The sequence below is a fragment of the Salinicoccus sp. ID82-1 genome, assembly GCF_021991715.1.
In the GTDB taxonomy this organism is placed as follows: domain Bacteria; phylum Bacillota; class Bacilli; order Staphylococcales; family Salinicoccaceae; genus Salinicoccus; species Salinicoccus cyprini.
The window spans coordinates 637,108-653,125 of the sequence record NZ_JAGFLY010000001.1; the positions used below are offsets into that span (position 1 = coordinate 637,108).

The following is a 16,018-nucleotide window of genomic DNA, read 5'->3' on the forward strand; positions in this document are numbered from 1 at the left end:
GCTGTCACTTCTGACAGCAGGCGCTGTTTGATTCTAGTGCTGGAATACTTCAACCAGTTCTTCGTCCTTTATATCATTGCACAGGGCAAGCAGCAGCTTGATGCGCGCCTTCTGTCCATTCAGGCCATTCGAGAAGATGACACCCCTCTGCTTCAGGTCATAGCCGCCACCTTCATAATCATAGTAGCTGCCTACGATGCCGTTGAATGAACGGGAGACAAGCACTGTACTGATGCCGGCCTCAAGCACACGCCCAAGCCCCTGAAGCGCACTGGGTGGCAGATTACCCTGGCCAAGTCCTTCAATCACCAGGCCATCATAGTCTGCTGCCACCAATGCATCGAAAAATGTATCATCCAGATCGGCATGTGCTTTGATCAGTCCGACTTTCCTGCCGGAGTGTGCAGTATCGAACTGGTCCTGCAGACTGACCTGGTGGTGGAAGTGGATCTCATCCTTTGTCAATATGCCGATAGGTCCATGGTTCGGACTCTGGAAAGTGGCGATATTCGATGTATGTGTTTTGGTGACGTTCCTCGCCGTATGTATTTCATCATTGAAAACGACGAGTACACCTCTTGAATACGACTGGTCGTCCATGGCTGCACGCAGGCTGGAGATGTAGTTGTACATGCCATCGGAGCCGATTTCATTAAAAGACCGCATGGCACCGGTAATGACGACCGGCTGGCCGATGTTCAGTGTGAGATCAAGGAAATAGGCGGTCTCCTCAAGCGTATCCGTGCCGTGTGTGATGACAAATCCGTCATAGTCATCCACACCCGAAAGAATGATATCCCGGATGGCAATCATATCGTCCAGGGTCATATGAGGTGAAGGTTTCCTTACAGGATAGGATTCTTCAAGGTCGATATCAAGGAGATCCGTCTCCTCGAACTTGACCGGATTTTCTCCGGCTGGATTGACCAGTCCTTGTGATGAGGACATGCTGATGGTCCCTCCGGTATGTATTGCCAGTATTTTTTTGTGCATATGACTTCCTCCTAAACGAATCTATAAAACTATGATAGAATAAACTGGAACAATGAACAAGGCGGGTTTATATGAAAAAGAAAATCAATATCGCAATTGATGGTCCTGCTGCAGCAGGCAAGAGTACAATATCCAGACGGATTGCAGAAAGAATGGATTACATATACATCGACACCGGTGCAATGTACCGGGCTGTCACACTGCACGTCATCCGTCATGGCAGGCAGGTTCTGGATGACTTGGATGATCTCGACATCCGTTTCGGTACAGGGGGCACCACACTGTATCTGAACGGGGAGGACGTCTCTGAAGACATCCGTACGCTCGAAGTGACAAGTAATGTAAGCGAAGTTTCAAGTGTGCCCGAGGTGAGGCGCTATCTTGTCTCAATGCAGCAGAAGATTGCAGAGGACAAGGGTGTCGTCATGGACGGCAGGGATATCGGGACAACAGTGCTGCCTGAAGCCGAACTCAAGATCTTCATGAAGGCATCTCCTGAAATACGCGCCAGGCGCAGGCTCAAGGAAGAGGAGGCGCGCGGAGTCGAAATCGACCTCGAAACGCTGACCACCCAGATCATCCGCCGGGATGATCTCGATATGAACAGGGAGATTTCACCGCTCTCGAAGGCTCATGATGCGGTGCTTCTCGATACGAGTCATATGGGCATCACGGAAGTGGAAGACAAAATCATAAAAATGGCTTCAGATCTGCTGAAGGGAGACTAGAAATGCTATACGGCACAGTAAAAGCAATTGTAAAGAAGTACTATCAGGCCAGATTCAAAATCAGGGTGATCGGTGAGGATAGGATCCCGGCAGACGGTCCTGTACTCATCTGCAGCAACCACACCTCACTCTATGACCCACCACTGATTGCTGTCAGTGTGAAGCGTGAGATGTCATTCTTCGCAAAATCGGAACTGTTCAGGATTCCTGTTCTCGGCAATCTTATCAGCCGCTTGAATGCCGTACCTGTCGAACGGGGAAAAGGCGATCGTGCAGCATTGAAGAAATCCATCGAAGTGCTTGAAGGCGGAAGCATGCTGCTCGTCTTCCCGGAAGGCAGCAGAAACAAGTCCGGCACACTCAAGGATCTTCAGCAGGGTGCAAGCTTCATGGCAGTAAAAGCTGAGGCGCAGATTGTACCTGCAGCAATCAAAGGCAGCTATGACAGGAAAAAGGGCATCACCATCGTGTTCGGCAAGCCCATCGATACAAAGTCGCTGATTGAATCTGGGAAAAATCGCAAGGATATTACGGAAAATATTAAAGATGGCATCAACAATCTTCTTATTTCCGGTTAATTACTTGACAAATCAATATATTTATAAGAAGTTAGATGTATACACTTTATAGTAATGTAATTGGAGGCAGGCATATGACGACTGAAAATACTGTGAACGAAGAAAACAATGAAGAACTGAATGAAGAAGTGAACACTTCGGAAGAAACAGGTACAAATACTTCTAGCACATTTGAAATCGGTGATACTGTAAGAGGTACGGTTTACAAGATAGAAGACAAATTTGTAAAAGCCCACATCGAAGATTCCGATTTTGAAGGTATCGTACCAATCAGCCAACTCACCAACAAAAGAATCGAACGTCCTGAAGAGGTTGTTTCCGAAGAAGACACAATCGAAGGCATTGTCATCAAAGTTGAAAATGAAGAAGATCGCAAGAATGTCATCTTCTCCATCAGAAAACTTGATGAGTCGAACGCTTATGACAGCCTGCAATCAGCCAAGGAAAATGACGAAACAATTACAGGAACAGTAATGGAAGTCGTAAAAGCTGGACTTGTTGTCGATGTTGGTGTCAGAGGATTCATCCCTGCATCACTGCTTTCGGATGCCTATATCGAAGATCTTGACCAGTTTGATGGTCAGGAACTCGAAGTCAAGGTTGAAGATATCGAACCTGAAAAGAATCGTGTTATCCTGAACCGCAAGCGGATTGTTGAAGCGGAAAAGACTGAAGAGCGCAAGAAGCAGCTCGAATCTCTTGAAGCAGGCAGCATTGTGGAAGGCGAAGTTGTACGGATCACCACTTTCGGTGCATTCATCAATCTTGGCGAAGTCGATGGTCTGGCCCACATTTCCGAGCTCGATTACAGCCGAGTTGAAAAAGTTGAAGATGCAGTCAGTATCGGTGATAAAGTACAGGTCAAAATTCTTGATGTGGATCCTGAACAGGAAAGAATCAGCCTTTCCCTGAAACAGGCTCAGGCAAGTCCTTTCGATTCATTCCTCAATGCACATTCCGAGGGGGATGTTCTGGAAGGTACAGTGAAAAGACTGGTGGACTTCGGTGCATTCGTCGAAGTGGCATCCGGTGTGGAAGGTCTGGTCCATGTTTCTGAAATCAGCCACGAACACGTAGCAACACCATCCGACGTGCTGAAGGAAGGTCAGACAGTCTCTGTCAAGATCCTGTCACTGAACGAAGACTCCGAGAAAGTTTCACTTTCCATAAAAGAGACTTCAGACAGACCAGCCAGAGAAGAACAGGCTAAAGTATACCGCGATGATACAGAGGATGATGGTCCGACTCTCGGAGATGTATTCGGAGATCGCTTCAGAGACCTGGACATCTAGAACGACTTCAAATTCAATATGTCATCAACCGATAAAGAGCGATATGTATCGCTCTTTATTTTATTTTTGTGTTAAAATGATTTTAAATATAGGAGGTAGTCCATGTATAAACCAACAATAGCCGTGGTAGGGAGACCGAACGTCGGAAAGTCTACTTTGTTCAACCGCATCATCGGTGAAAGAAAAGCAATTGTAGAAGATTCCCCAGGCGTTACGAGAGACCGTCTCTATGCTGCCGGCGACTGGCTCAACCACGAGTTCAACGTCATCGATACTGGTGGAATCGAAATCAAAGATGAACCATTCCAGGAACAGATTAAAATGCAGGCCGAAATAGCCATACTGGAAGCTGACGTCATCATCATGATCACCAACGGCCGGGAAGGCGTGACCGAGGACGATCTATTCGTCGCACGTATTCTCCAGAAATCCAAAAAACCCGTTGTGCTTGCAGTAAATAAAATAGATAACTTTGAAATGCGTAATGACATATATGAATTCTATCAGCTTGGACTTGGAGATCCATTCCCTGTTTCGGGTTCCCACGGGCTCGGACTTGGTGATGTGCTCGATGAAGCAGTCGAACATTTCAAGAATCTTGAGACGGAAGAGGAAGAGGACGACTCGGTCAGAGTTTCGCTGATCGGCCGTCCGAACGTCGGCAAATCAAGCCTTGTCAATGCAATCCTTGGTGAAGAGCGGGTAATCGTATCCGATATCGCCGGAACAACCCGGGATGCAATCGATACCGAGTATTTCTATAATGATGAACACTATACGCTTGTGGACACAGCAGGGATGCGCAAACGCGGTAAAGTATACGAAGCGACAGAGAAATACTCCGTTCTTCGGGCGACACGCGCAATTGAACGCTCCGACGTTGTTCTGGTCGTGCTGAACGGGGAAGAGGGCATCATCGAGCAGGATAAGCGTATTGCCGGTCTGGCTCATGAAGCCGGACGTGCTGTCGTCATCGTCGTCAACAAATGGGATGCAGTGGAGAAAGACGATAAGACGATGAAGAAGTTCGAAGACAAGGTGAGACAGGAATTCCAGTTCCTCGACTACGCGCCGATCACTTTCGTATCAGCATTGAAAAAAACGCGCATGACAACACTTTTTCCGCTGATCAGCCTTGTCAACGAGTCCCATAAGAAGCGTGTACAGTCCAGTACATTGAATGAAGTGCTTGTCGACAGTGTCAGCATGAATCCGACACCTACAGACAATGGACGCAGATTGAGCATCTACTACGGTACCCAGGTCAGTGTCGCGCCTCCGACGTTTGTACTATTCGTCAACGATGTGGAGCTGATGCATTTCAGCTACCGGAGGTATCTGCAGAACCAGCTGAGGAAGGCCTTCGACTTCACCGGTACTCCAATACACATTCTCAGTAGGAAAAGAAATTAGGAGGGTGCAGTCCTTATGAAAATTACAGTGATCGGCACGGGCAGTTTCGGTACCAGTCTTGCCATGGTGCTTGCTGATAATGGTCATGATGTGCGTATTTATGGCAGGAACAGGGCCGTTGTAGATGAAATCAATGAACAGCATACAAACGTCAACTATCTGAAGGACGTTTCAATTCCTGAATCCGTGAAAGCACTATCCAGCATGGAGGAGAGCATCTCGCATGCAGAACTCATCGTACTCGCCGTTCCTGTCAAAGCTATGCGGCAGGTCGCCAGGGAAGTCCATGGGCACCTTCGGGCGATGCACAAGAAGGTGCTGCTTGTCCACGTTGCCAAAGGACTGGAACTCGATACCCACCTGAGAGTATCGGAAATCATTTCGGAAGAGACGGATGACGAAACAGTAGAGGATATCTGTATACTCAGCGGTCCAAGCCACGCCGAAGAGGTTGCCAGAAGGGCGCCTACCACTGTCAGTGCAGCATCCATCGGTCCTGAAGGTGCAAAAATCATACAGGATGTCTTCATGACCCGGTACTTTCGTGTCTACCATAATGATGATATGACGGGCGTGGAGATTGGCGGTGCGCTTAAGAACATCATTGCGCTCGCCATCGGTGTACTGCACGGTCTCAATTTCGGAGACAATGCAAAGGCGGCCATCATTACGCGTGGTCTGCAGGAAATTGCACGGCTCGGCACACGCATGGGTGCAAATCCATTGACGTTTCTCGGACTGACCGGCATGGGTGATCTGGTTGTCACAGCGACAAGCATGCATTCACGAAACTACCGCTGCGGCATCATGCTGGCAGAAGGCAGAAGTGTCGAGGAAGCCCAGCAGGAAATGGGCATGGTGGTTGAAGGCGTCAATACGACGCGTGCAGCCTATGAGCTTGCAACACAGTATGACGTCGAGATGCCCATCACCAAAGTGCTCTATCAGTACCTTTTTGAGGATATCAGCGAGGAGGAGGCTTTCTACGCATTGATGATGCGTGAGAAGACCGGTGAAACGGATGATCTGAAAGAGGCACTGCAGCAACAATATAAAGAATGGACTAGAGAGTGATAAGATGTTTGATATATCAAGAATGAATTTAATGTGGATTTCGTTCTATTCACTGGGCGCAATGGCCCTTGCAGCCGTGCTCATTTATGTTGCACGGTATAAGATTCCTTCACGCCCCATAAGTATCATGGTCTCCCTGATTGCGTGGGCACTGCTGATATTCGCCTTTCTGCTGATGATACCGGTACTTGGAGGCAGCAGTCATGCGTAGCTTCAGACTCCTATTCATCACCTTGATCAGCAGTATACTTCTCGCAGGATGCCTGTACCCGGAATCCGAAAGGGTTCAGAATGCTATTCCGGACGAACTTCAGATTGAAATGGTCCAGAACGCTGTAGACCAGTATAGGGAAGCTTCTGGAGGTCTTCTGCCGATCAAGACGCAGACGGACCAGCGGGAGTACCTGGAATACCAGATCGATTTCGCCAAACTGGTACCCGATTATCTGGATGAGCGTCCTGAAAACGCCTATGAATCTGGTGGCAGCTACCAGTATGTCATCATAGACGCTGAGGAGGATCCGAAAGTCAAGCTCGCAGATCTTCGCATCACTGATGAAATCAGATCCCTTACCATCCGTCTGAATGCACTTGGAGAGAACGTACAGCTCGGGGAACCGATCGGTCCCAATGTCTATCCGCTTGACCTTGATTTCTATAAGCTTGAAGAGAATCCCACCGTGACAAGCCCCTATACAGATTCGGCGCTCAATGTATACTACAATGGAGGACAGCAGTTCATTGTGGACTACAGGGAGGACATCGGCAGAATCATTCGCGAGAATGGTCTGGAATTCGAAACTGGAGAGGACGTAAGACACGTCCTGTATGAATATACACCTATTGTTCCTATCTATTCTCCTGAAATCACAGTGAATGAAGAAAACGAGCCGATCTTCATGACAAACCGCCACAAAAGCGATTAAAACGGCGTTTTTTGGCTATAAAGCGCCTAAATCCGTTGCAGTGCTACATTCACTGTGTTAAAGTCAAAACATAATGATAATCATGTTTATCATTATAGTCATATAAGGAGGTGGATCTGATGAACAAAACAGATTTGATCAATGCTGTCAGCGATCAGGCTGACCTTACTAAAAAAGAAGCAGGTGCTGCTGTTGATGCAGTATTTGACACTATTCAAGAATCACTGAAAAATGGTGAGAAAGTACAGCTTATCGGTTTCGGTAACTTCGAAGTACGTGAGCGTTCAGCAAGAAAAGGACGTAATCCACAATCTGGAGAAGAAATTGAAATCTCAGCATCAAAAGTCCCTGCATTCAAAGCAGGCAAAGCACTTAAAGATGCAGTAAAATAATTTAATTATTTAGGCCTAACGTAATGGTTAGGTCTATTAATTTATAAGGTGATATTTGTCATGAATGCGCTCAGGAAAGAACTTGAATCCGACCTCGGTCCCAACTCATGGATCCTCGATATACATAATGACCCCTTCTTCGACTTTTTCTCGGAAGAGGCGCATATCCTAAGGAGCCCCCATGTCAACCAGGCAGTGCTGCTGTTCAACACCGCCCTCAACTTCCTGGATCGTGTACCTGAAGATGCAGACAGGGAGCTCCACGTACTTGCGGGCGACTACCTGTTCAGCAAATTCTATATGATACTCTCCAGGCATGAAGAGTATGAAGTGCTGCATGATATGATGGAGATGTCCAAATCCCTCAATTCCAGAAAGTCCGAACTGGCGACGGGTAAGGTGCCGCCTGACCCACAGGAGGTGGAATGGCTGCTCTATGGTCCGATGCTCTACCTCATATCCAACCGATATATTGATGGTCGTCTCGGTGAGGTCATAGAGGCAAGCATGAACAACCTGGATATCACTTCACTTCCATACATAAACCAAAAGCAAGGGTGAGTTGAATGGACAAAGAGACAAAAGTTCAAAACATATTTAATTCCATTTCATCAGACTATGACCTGATGAATGATGTTATCAGTCTGAATCAGCACAATATGTGGCGCAGGCGGACGATGAAGGAAATGTTCGTCAAGGACGGGCAGTCTGTACTTGATGTATGCTGCGGAACCGGGGATTGGACCATCCAGCTTTCGGACGAAGCACCAGGAGCCCGGGTCATCGGCATCGACTTCAGCGAGAAGATGCTGGAAGTGGCGGAAAAGAAGACAAGCAGCCATTCCAACATAGAACTGCTGCAGGGAAATGCGATGTCGCTGCCATTTGATGATGGTTCATTCGACTATGTAACGATCGGGTTCGGTTTAAGGAATCTTCCTGATTACAAAAGGGCGATTGATGAATTCCACCGTGTTCTGAAGCCCGGGGGCACGCTTGTAGTCCTTGAGACGTCGATTCCTGAAAACGGACTTGTCAGCCAGGGCTTCGATTTCTATTTCGGTACCATCATGCCGACGCTCGGCGGCCTTATCGCCGACCGCTCGAAAGAGTATGAATGGCTATACGAATCGACGAGTTCGTTCCTGTCCAAAGACGAACTCAAATCCATGATGGCTGAGAGTGGTTTTACAAATCTTAAAGTCATCCCGCATACTTTCGGTACCGCTGCCACCCACATCGGTTACAGACCGCTTGAACGGGTGAATCCCAGTTGAAAACAGTAAAGCAGTATCTTGCTTCGGATTTTGAAGCAGTCGGTGATATCATCAAGGAGAACCTTGATCCAAATGACATTCTCGTGAATGCCAAAAGCTATGAGCTCTTCAGATCAGGGGGGAAGAAAATCCGGCCAACTTTCACACTGCTTGTCGGCAGACTGGGTGAGACCGGCAGATATCCGGATGTACTGAAAGCAAGTGCAAGCCTGGAACTGATTCATATGGCGACACTTGTGCATGATGACATCATTGATAACAGCAGACTGCGCAGAGGCAGATCGACTGTCTACTATGAACATGGCTATCTACAGGCGATCAATACCGGCAACTATCTTCTATCCACTTCGCTCTCCATCGTCAGCACGATAGAGCATAAGGCTCTCCATGAAGCATTCTCCCAGGCCATCAGGGAGATCGTGGATGGAGAGATATTCCAGCTGGACCACCAGTTCAACTCCTCTCAGACGCTTGATGACTACTACACTAAGATATACAGAAAAACAGCACTGCTGATCGAGTTGAGCATCAAGATGGGGGCCTACGCAGCAAATGTAGAAGAACACATTCTGGATGGACTGCTCGTGTATGGCTATCATATCGGAATGAGTTTCCAGATCATCGATGACTGTCTGGATTTCATCGGCAACGAGAAGACACTCGGCAAACCCAAGTTCTCCGATCTGGAAAATGGGCATTATACGCTGCCGGTCCTCATGCTGAGGGATGAGGACCCTGATTTCAGCAGCAAGCTGCATGCATTCGATGGCAGCAGAGAGAAACTCGACGAAATGATAGCGGACCTTCTTGCATCCGATGCAATCGAACGGTCGATTGCAATCAGCAATACTTACATCGACAAGGCGAGGACGGCAATCGAGAATATAGATGAACCGATCCGCACCTATCTGATGGAAATTGCAGAAAAATTATCAAACCGTCTGAATTAAATTGAAAAATCAAAATTAATAATGTTAAAATGATATGGATTGGATTTCAACTTAAGGAGAATGCAAAAATGGAAAAAACATTTCTAATGATCAAACCGGATGGTGTACAGAGAAACCTCGTAGGTGCCATTGTCGGACGTCTCGAGAACAAAGGCTTCAGAATTGCCGGTGCCAAGCTCATGCAGGTATCTGAAGAACTGGCTAAAACACACTATCAGGAACATGAGGAGAAGCCGTTCTTTGGTGAGCTTGTGGATTTCATCACTTCAGGCCCCGTTTTCGCAATGGTACTGGAAGGGGATAACGTCATCGATACAGCGCGTCTTGCTGTAGGTGCAACCAATCCGCAACAGGCAGCTCCTGGAACGATCCGTGGAGACTATGGACTGACGGTCGGAAAGAACATCATTCATGGATCCGACTCGAAGGAAAGCGCCGAGCGTGAAATCTCGCTGTTCTTCAATGAAGATGAGATTCTCGACTATTCACTTTCCAATAGTGCATGGATCTATTAGAACTCAAATAGCAGAAGCTGGGTAAAGTACTCAGCTTTTTTTAGTATCATGAAATAATGAGGAGGACATATGATATGAGATTTTTAACAGCAGGCGAATCGCATGGACCGAAACTTTCGGCCATCGTGGAAGGTTTCCCCGCAAACCTGCCGATAGACAAGGAGAGAATGACCGCTGAACTTCTGAAGAGGCAGGGAGGCTATGGCCGCGGCCGTCGCATGCAGATCGAAAAGGATACTTTCCAGTTCGGCAGTGGTGTCAGACACGGCAAGACGCTCGGCAGTCCGATCATGCTCGAAATCACAAATGATGATTTCAAGCACTGGAGCAAGATCATGGGCAGTGAACCGCTGACTGAAGAAGAGGAAGCGTCCCTGAAAAGGGTGATCACAAAGCCGCGCCCAGGACATGCCGACCTTGTCGGAGGAATGAAATACAATGTCCGTGACCTGCGCAACGTACTGGAGCGCTCCTCTGCACGGGAGACGGCTTCACGCGTCGCTGTCGGTGCACTTTGCAAGGAGCTCCTTCATGCACTGGATATCCGCATTTTCAGCCGGGTCAATCAGATCGGCGAAGTAAAGGATGACGCTGAATACAGCATTGAAGAACGTGCGGATCGTCCCGACCAGTCTTCTGTCCGGATGGTATCGGAGGAGAAGACAAAGCAGGCGGAGGAACTGATTGATGCCACCAAGAAAAAAGGGGACTCGATCGGCGGCATCGTTGAAGTCATCGTAGAGAACCCGATTCCCGGCCTCGGCAGCCATGTGCATTATGACCGCAAGCTCGATGCCAAAATTGCCGGCAGCATCGTCAGCATCAATGCCTTCAAAGGTGTCGAATTCGGCATCGGCTTCAGAGCCGGGGAGACACCAGGCTCAAAAGTACATGATGAGATACTCTACAGTGAAGAATACGGCTACTACCGCCGTACCAACAACCTTGGTGGATTCGAGGGCGGCATGACGACAGGCATGCCGATCATCGTCAAAGCTGTCATGAAGCCGATACCGACGTTGTACAAGCCGCTGTTCAGTGTGGACATCAATACGAAGGAGCCATTCAAGGCTACAATCGAGCGCAGCGATGCATGTGCAGTTCCTGCTGCTTCGGTCGTATGTGAACATATGGTCGCTATTGAAATGGCTGCCGCCATTCTTGACAAGTTCCCTCATGATGATTTTGTGGAACTGGAATCAGCTGTTGCCCAATACAAGCAGAGACTGGCCGAGTACTAGCATGGAAATCAGAACCGGCTATGCTGATTACAACTACACCATCCATGTCGACTACGGTATACTGAAGGATTGCATTTTCCGATATACAGCCAGCTACAACTCTGTACACTTCCTTGTGGATCAGAATGTGCATGCACTGTACAAGGATGGTCTGCTGTCGTTTGTTCAGAATCCCATCATACTGGAAGGTGGGGAGGCATCGAAATCTTTCGATGCCTTCAAGCATATTACAGAAACCCTGCTTGAGCGGGGCATCCAGCGCAATCATCTGGTTGTTGTAATCGGCGGCGGTGCTGCAGGGGATGCGGGCGGCTTTGCTGCTGCAACAGTATTGAGAGGCGTGGATTACATCCAGGTGCCTACAACGCTCCTGGCCCATGATTCTTCGATCGGTGGTAAAACTGCAATCAACAGCACGCACGGCAAGAATCTGATTGGTGTGTTCCATCGTCCGAAGGCTGTCATCTATGACCTGACATTCCTTGAGACATTGCCGCAGCATGAACTGCTCAGCGGTTTCGGAGAAGTGTTCAAACATGCACTCCTAAAAGATGAAAAGACTGTGAAAAGACTGATGGATGCCACCAGCAATGGAGTTTCCCTCGACATGATGAAACCATTCATCATCAGCGGCATAGAAACAAAAATGCATTATGTTACCAGCGATGAGAAGGAGTCCGGCATCCGGAAATATCTTAATCTCGGACATACACTGGGGCATGCGATAGAGTACAAATATAAGATGCCGCACGGAATGGCCGTTGTACTTGGACTTTATTTCATGATGTTTGCATCGAATGAAGAGGCGGACCGCAATATATTCGACCTTGACCTGTTCAGGCAGTATTTCGAACTGCACGGCTACCCGCTCGAGCAGCTCGGGACAATCGATGAGGCCGAAATGATGACACTTATGGGCAAGGATAAGAAAAATCAGAGTACAGACGCCACCGGCTTCGTACTGATGCATGACTTTGGACAGTGCTACTTCACTGAAATTGACAGCAGTCAGCTGAAAAAATATATTTCCCAATTAAAGGAGAGCCTATGAAGCATCTACTAGACAGCAGTTTCAGCGGGACTTTGAAAGTTCCGGGAGATAAATCGATCACCCACCGTGCGCTCATGTTCGGTGCACTCGCTAAAGGAACAACGCACATCCATCTGCCACTTCACAGTGAGGATATACGCCGTACCATGGAATGCATGCGTGCGCTCGGTGCAGAAATTGAGGAGAACGCTGAGGAATGGGTGGTCACCTCTAAAGGGCACAGCAGCCTGCATGCGCCGGATGAAACACTCTATACCGGAAATTCCGGCACGACAACACGTCTGATCACCGGACTGATCGCCGGACTCGGACTACGAGCCGAAATCGAGGGGGATGCCTCCATTGCGAAGCGTCCGATGGACCGCATACAGCGGCCACTTGCCGAAATGGGTGCGGACATCGCACTGAAAGATGAAAAATATCCACCCATCACAATAAAGCCTGCAGCACTTTCACCGATCACCTATACGATGCCGATTGCCAGTGCACAGGTGAAAAGTGCCATACTGCTTGCCTCACTTTTCACTGATGGCGATACGGTCATCCACGAACCTTCTCCATCAAGGAACCATACCGAAATCATGCTCAGGCAGTTCGGGGCAGATATTGCATCTGAAAACGGCATGATCACGCTCGCAGGCGGCAATGAACTGAACGCTTCTGATGTCACTGTACCGGGGGACATTTCTTCAGCAGCCTTCCCGATCGTACTCGCTGTTCTGAAACCCGGCTCCAGCATCACGATAGATAATGTCTCCTTGAATGAAACACGCTCCGGCATCCTGGATGTGCTGGAGATGATGGGCGCAGATGTGACAGTCGAACAGACATCACAGGAGGGTGAGGCACTCGGCAGAATCCATGCAGCCTATACACCTGAACTGAAAGGATTCGAAATATCCGGCGACATCATTCCGCGCCTGATTGATGAGATACCGATTCTTGCGCTGCTCGCCGCCTACAGCAATGAAGCCTGTACCGTAAGAGGGGCTCACGAACTGCGGTTCAAGGAAACAGACCGGATCCGTGCGGTCATCGATGAACTGTCCAGGTTCGGCATCCGGTTTACTGAGTACGATGATGGTTTCACTGTCCACCCGGGTCAGGTCGATGTGATGGAAAATACACCAGTAAAAGGGTATAATGACCATCGAATCATCATGATGCTGATCGTTTTCTCCATAATAAGCAATACACCACTGGAAATAGATGATATATCAGCCATTGATATATCCTACCCTGGATTTATGGAGGATCTTGAAGCACTAAGGAAGGATGCCTAACCATGCAGGATCAGATCTATGAAATTATTGATCAGTTGAGAAAAGGGGAATACCCTGAAAATAAATTGAATAAGGTCGTTTCGAATATCGGCCAGCTTGTGGATGAAATGGACCTTGAAGCCCTCTTCATCCTCGGTGATACACTGGTTGCTTCCGGTCTTCATAAGGAAGCCGAAAACATATTTGTGCACCTCAACAGCCAGACGGACCATGACGATGAAGTCCTATCATATCTGGTCGATATACTGATTACGGACGGACGCCTTGACGAGGCGCTCAGCCACGTCAATGAAGCCGAGAACACACCGGCTGTACTGCTGCTGAAGGCGGAGATCTTCCAGCAGCTCAACATGAGCGACGTCGCAATCAGGTCGCTGCTCGACGCCAAAGCACTGAGCGATGATCCCATCCTGGACTTTGCGCTTGCAGAGATCTACTACCAGGAAGGGGAGTTCCCCGATGCCATCCGCCACTACGAGTCCCTTATTGCCGCGGGGTACGAAGAGGTCAACGGCATAGAACTTAATCTGCGCTTGGCTGAACTGCACATGAACCAGCTCGATCTTGAAAATGCCGGCAGATATTTCGAGATGGCCGATGAGAAGTTCTTCACCAATGACGACTACTACAGGAAAGCACTGCTCGAGTACCAGATGCAGTCCTATGAAGCGGCCAAGAATCTTCTCAATCAGGTCATTGAGAATGAACCGTACTACGTCAATGCCTATATCCTGCTTATGAACGTACATGAAACGGAGCATGACCTCGTGCCCGCAATAGAGCTGATCGAAAGCTATATCAGACAGGATGATACGGAGCCGTTGTTCTTCTTCCATCTTGGCAGGCTCCATTTCAGAAATGGGGCGACGGATAAGGCGATTGATAATTTCGCCAGAGCGATCGCCATCGATCAGGATTACGATGATGCCTACCTCATGCTGTTTGAAACACTGCTCAAGTCGGACAGGACAGAAGAGGTGTCGCAGTTTACAGAAAAGCTTGATACACATGCGCTATCCGGGGAGAGCCTCTATCTTCTGGCCAAGATCGAACAGGAGAATGAAAATGACGAAGCAGCACTCGGCCTCTATCAGGATGCTTCAAAACTGATCGGCGAGTCCATCGAGTTCTACACCGACTACTACGCGTATCTCAACGAGATCCGTCACCCTGATCGAAAGGACATACTGAAAAAACTCATCATCCTGGAACCTGACAATATAGATTGGCAGTATGAAAAGGAGCGTTATGATGAAGAGCATGATGAAATATAGAAAAGATTTCATCGATTATGTCCTGTACAATTATGAATTTGGCGACCGTACGGCGGTATGGATCTTGAATTTCATCAAATCCCATCCAGTCATTTCCAGCAATACTGTTTTCATAGATGATGGTAATGTGGATCGCAAGCTGCGTATTTCCGACAATGGGAGCAGCAGCCCCACACTGCTGTTTGAAAAAGGGAATACCGTCACTGTGGACGGTGAAGTCATCTTCCATGAATTGAACATGAACCAGGAGCAGCCACTGCTCCTCATTTTCAATCTTCATCAGGAAGATCGGAGATATGATAAGCTGAAGTCTCTGGAAACCGATATGGACAGTTCTCTCGAGAAGATCGGACATGAATCCGTCATCTCGCAGATCGACGAAGCGCTGGATTCGAAAGACCATGCCAGGTTCATCCGGCTGACGGACTATCTTAATCGGACAAACAAGTAGAAGAGGTGATGGAATGCTTTACAATCACCAGGACCTGAAGGTTCTGAAAGATGAAATCGAATTTGTGGATACAGCACTTATTCCTTTTGCAAGTGCTGACATGAACGGCAGTGCACGAGATAATGCCAGCGATATGGAAATGATCCAGATGGTGACCATCCAGCTTGAAAAGCAGTTCAAAGGGCGTCTTTTCATCACACCGGCCATGATGACCGTCGAAGGCATGACTGAAGTTCTCGAAACCTATATTGAACAGCTCGAAGCATATGGTTTCAAAAAAGTCATCATTCTGACACATCTCGACAAGTCCTTTGATTCGGCCCATTCGATTGTTGTAAACCGCATCCCGCTTGAGGATATGGATGCAGAGATGAAGATGAGCCTGATCAATGATGAAGTGAAAAATGTGATGAAACAGGTCATCACCATATGGAATCATAGGAATTAAGTATAATTACACGATTATGGTTCACCGGTCTGTCAAAACTTGAGATAGCTTATTGACCGGTTTCAGCTAATAGGCTAAAATTGAACTGTCCTAGTTATATTAATAAATGTAAAAGTACGCGCGTTTGAGGGG

19 protein-coding genes are annotated in these 16,018 nt (G+C 48.0%); 18 read left to right on the forward strand and 1 reads right to left on the reverse strand.

What is annotated here, in order from left to right; all coding sequences use genetic code 11:
• Positions 1-33 precede the first annotated feature (33 nt).
• Positions 34-993, reverse strand: coding sequence for an asparaginase (locus tag J4760_RS03305; RefSeq protein ID WP_237604772.1), 960 nt, complete (start codon positions 991-993; stop codon positions 34-36).
• Positions 994-1,064: 71 nt separating this feature from the next.
• On the opposite strand from J4760_RS03305, the gene cmk reads away from it, so the two are divergent.
• The 18 genes from cmk (at position 1,065) to J4760_RS03395 (ending at position 15,886) form a co-directional block, all read left to right on the forward strand.
• Entirely contained in the window at positions 1,065-1,721 is a 657-nt protein-coding gene (gene cmk / locus J4760_RS03310) for a (d)CMP kinase (RefSeq protein ID WP_145286292.1), read from the forward strand.
• A 2-nt stretch (positions 1,722-1,723) separates the two neighbouring features.
• Positions 1,724-2,299: a lysophospholipid acyltransferase family protein gene (locus J4760_RS03315; protein WP_145286318.1), complete on the forward strand. Its 576-nt coding sequence runs from the start codon at positions 1,724-1,726 to the stop codon at positions 2,297-2,299.
• A gap of 74 nt (positions 2,300-2,373) precedes the next feature.
• On the forward strand, positions 2,374-3,591 hold the full coding sequence (rpsA, locus tag J4760_RS03320; RefSeq protein ID WP_145286321.1) for a 30S ribosomal protein S1: 1,218 nt from the start codon (positions 2,374-2,376) through the stop codon (positions 3,589-3,591).
• Between the two features lie 102 nt (positions 3,592-3,693).
• Entirely contained in the window at positions 3,694-5,004 is a 1,311-nt protein-coding gene (der, locus tag J4760_RS03325) for a ribosome biogenesis GTPase Der (protein WP_145286324.1), read from the forward strand.
• A 15-nt stretch (positions 5,005-5,019) separates the two neighbouring features.
• On the forward strand, positions 5,020-6,078 hold the full coding sequence (locus J4760_RS03330) for an NAD(P)H-dependent glycerol-3-phosphate dehydrogenase (RefSeq protein WP_237604773.1): 1,059 nt from the start codon (positions 5,020-5,022) through the stop codon (positions 6,076-6,078).
• Between the two features lie 4 nt (positions 6,079-6,082).
• Complete coding sequence (locus J4760_RS03335) at positions 6,083-6,289, forward strand: DUF2768 domain-containing protein (protein WP_145286330.1); 207 nt, start codon at positions 6,083-6,085, stop codon at positions 6,287-6,289.
• A complete protein-coding gene (locus J4760_RS03340) occupies positions 6,282-7,004 on the forward strand; it encodes a hypothetical protein (protein WP_145286333.1) in 723 nt (240 codons plus the stop codon). Before J4760_RS03335 ends, J4760_RS03340 begins: the two co-directional genes overlap by 8 nt.
• A 119-nt stretch (positions 7,005-7,123) precedes the next feature.
• Positions 7,124-7,396 carry an HU family DNA-binding protein gene (locus J4760_RS03345; protein WP_145286336.1) on the forward strand — a complete coding sequence of 91 codons (273 nt, stop codon included), beginning with the start codon at positions 7,124-7,126 and terminating at the stop codon, positions 7,394-7,396.
• Positions 7,397-7,456: 60 nt separating this feature from the next.
• The gene (locus J4760_RS03350) at positions 7,457-7,957 is read left to right on the forward strand and encodes a hypothetical protein (protein ID WP_237604774.1); all 501 of its coding nucleotides are present in this window, start codon (positions 7,457-7,459) and stop codon (positions 7,955-7,957) included.
• Positions 7,958-7,962: 5 nt separating this feature from the next.
• Positions 7,963-8,673: a demethylmenaquinone methyltransferase gene (locus J4760_RS03355; RefSeq protein ID WP_145286341.1), complete on the forward strand. Its 711-nt coding sequence runs from the start codon at positions 7,963-7,965 to the stop codon at positions 8,671-8,673.
• Positions 8,670-9,623, forward strand: coding sequence for a polyprenyl synthetase family protein (locus J4760_RS03360; protein WP_145286344.1), 954 nt, complete (start codon positions 8,670-8,672; stop codon positions 9,621-9,623). The genes J4760_RS03355 and J4760_RS03360 overlap by 4 nt, the downstream gene beginning before the upstream one ends.
• A 68-nt stretch (positions 9,624-9,691) precedes the next feature.
• Positions 9,692-10,138 (forward strand): nucleoside-diphosphate kinase, encoded by a 447-nt coding sequence (gene ndk / locus J4760_RS03365; RefSeq protein WP_145286347.1) that lies wholly within the window; start codon positions 9,692-9,694, stop codon positions 10,136-10,138.
• Between the two features lie 74 nt (positions 10,139-10,212).
• Positions 10,213-11,379, forward strand: coding sequence for a chorismate synthase (gene aroC / locus J4760_RS03370; RefSeq protein ID WP_145286349.1), 1,167 nt, complete (start codon positions 10,213-10,215; stop codon positions 11,377-11,379).
• Between the two features lies 1 nt (position 11,380).
• Positions 11,381-12,430, forward strand: coding sequence for a 3-dehydroquinate synthase (aroB, locus tag J4760_RS03375; protein ID WP_237604775.1), 1,050 nt, complete (start codon positions 11,381-11,383; stop codon positions 12,428-12,430).
• A complete protein-coding gene (gene aroA, locus J4760_RS03380) occupies positions 12,427-13,713 on the forward strand; it encodes a 3-phosphoshikimate 1-carboxyvinyltransferase (RefSeq protein WP_237604776.1) in 1,287 nt (428 codons plus the stop codon). Before aroB ends, aroA begins: the two co-directional genes overlap by 4 nt.
• A 2-nt stretch (positions 13,714-13,715) precedes the next feature.
• Positions 13,716-14,987 carry a tetratricopeptide repeat protein gene (locus J4760_RS03385; RefSeq protein ID WP_145286357.1) on the forward strand — a complete coding sequence of 424 codons (1,272 nt, stop codon included), beginning with the start codon at positions 13,716-13,718 and terminating at the stop codon, positions 14,985-14,987.
• Positions 14,965-15,438: a YpiB family protein gene (locus J4760_RS03390; protein WP_237604777.1), complete on the forward strand. Its 474-nt coding sequence runs from the start codon at positions 14,965-14,967 to the stop codon at positions 15,436-15,438. The genes J4760_RS03385 and J4760_RS03390 overlap by 23 nt, the downstream gene beginning before the upstream one ends.
• A gap of 13 nt (positions 15,439-15,451) precedes the next feature.
• Positions 15,452-15,886 (forward strand): DUF2487 family protein, encoded by a 435-nt coding sequence (locus J4760_RS03395; protein ID WP_145286358.1) that lies wholly within the window; start codon positions 15,452-15,454, stop codon positions 15,884-15,886.
• Positions 15,887-16,018: the final 132 nt, after the last annotated feature.

Bases quoted from the DNA above. Each gene is read 5' to 3' on its own strand.
- J4760_RS03305 (WP_237604772.1), bottom strand. From the start codon at position 993: ATGCACAAAAAAATACTGGCAATACATACCGGAGGGACCATCAGCATG.
- cmk (WP_145286292.1), top strand. From the start codon at position 1,065: ATGAAAAAGAAAATCAATATCGCAATTGATGGTCCTGCTGCAGCAGGC.
- J4760_RS03315 (WP_145286318.1), top strand. From the start codon at position 1,724: ATGCTATACGGCACAGTAAAAGCAATTGTAAAGAAGTACTATCAGGCC.
- rpsA (WP_145286321.1), top strand. From the start codon at position 2,374: ATGACGACTGAAAATACTGTGAACGAAGAAAACAATGAAGAACTGAAT.
- der (WP_145286324.1), top strand. From the start codon at position 3,694: ATGTATAAACCAACAATAGCCGTGGTAGGGAGACCGAACGTCGGAAAG.
- J4760_RS03330 (WP_237604773.1), top strand. From the start codon at position 5,020: ATGAAAATTACAGTGATCGGCACGGGCAGTTTCGGTACCAGTCTTGCC.
- J4760_RS03335 (WP_145286330.1), top strand. From the start codon at position 6,083: ATGTTTGATATATCAAGAATGAATTTAATGTGGATTTCGTTCTATTCA.
- J4760_RS03340 (WP_145286333.1), top strand. From the start codon at position 6,282: ATGCGTAGCTTCAGACTCCTATTCATCACCTTGATCAGCAGTATACTT.
- J4760_RS03345 (WP_145286336.1), top strand. From the start codon at position 7,124: ATGAACAAAACAGATTTGATCAATGCTGTCAGCGATCAGGCTGACCTT.
- J4760_RS03350 (WP_237604774.1), top strand. From the start codon at position 7,457: ATGAATGCGCTCAGGAAAGAACTTGAATCCGACCTCGGTCCCAACTCA.
- J4760_RS03355 (WP_145286341.1), top strand. From the start codon at position 7,963: ATGGACAAAGAGACAAAAGTTCAAAACATATTTAATTCCATTTCATCA.
- ndk (WP_145286347.1), top strand. From the start codon at position 9,692: ATGGAAAAAACATTTCTAATGATCAAACCGGATGGTGTACAGAGAAAC.
- aroC (WP_145286349.1), top strand. From the start codon at position 10,213: ATGAGATTTTTAACAGCAGGCGAATCGCATGGACCGAAACTTTCGGCC.
- aroB (WP_237604775.1), top strand. From the start codon at position 11,381: ATGGAAATCAGAACCGGCTATGCTGATTACAACTACACCATCCATGTC.
- aroA (WP_237604776.1), top strand. From the start codon at position 12,427: ATGAAGCATCTACTAGACAGCAGTTTCAGCGGGACTTTGAAAGTTCCG.
- J4760_RS03385 (WP_145286357.1), top strand. From the start codon at position 13,716: ATGCAGGATCAGATCTATGAAATTATTGATCAGTTGAGAAAAGGGGAA.
- J4760_RS03390 (WP_237604777.1), top strand. From the start codon at position 14,965: ATGAAGAGCATGATGAAATATAGAAAAGATTTCATCGATTATGTCCTG.
- J4760_RS03395 (WP_145286358.1), top strand. From the start codon at position 15,452: ATGCTTTACAATCACCAGGACCTGAAGGTTCTGAAAGATGAAATCGAA.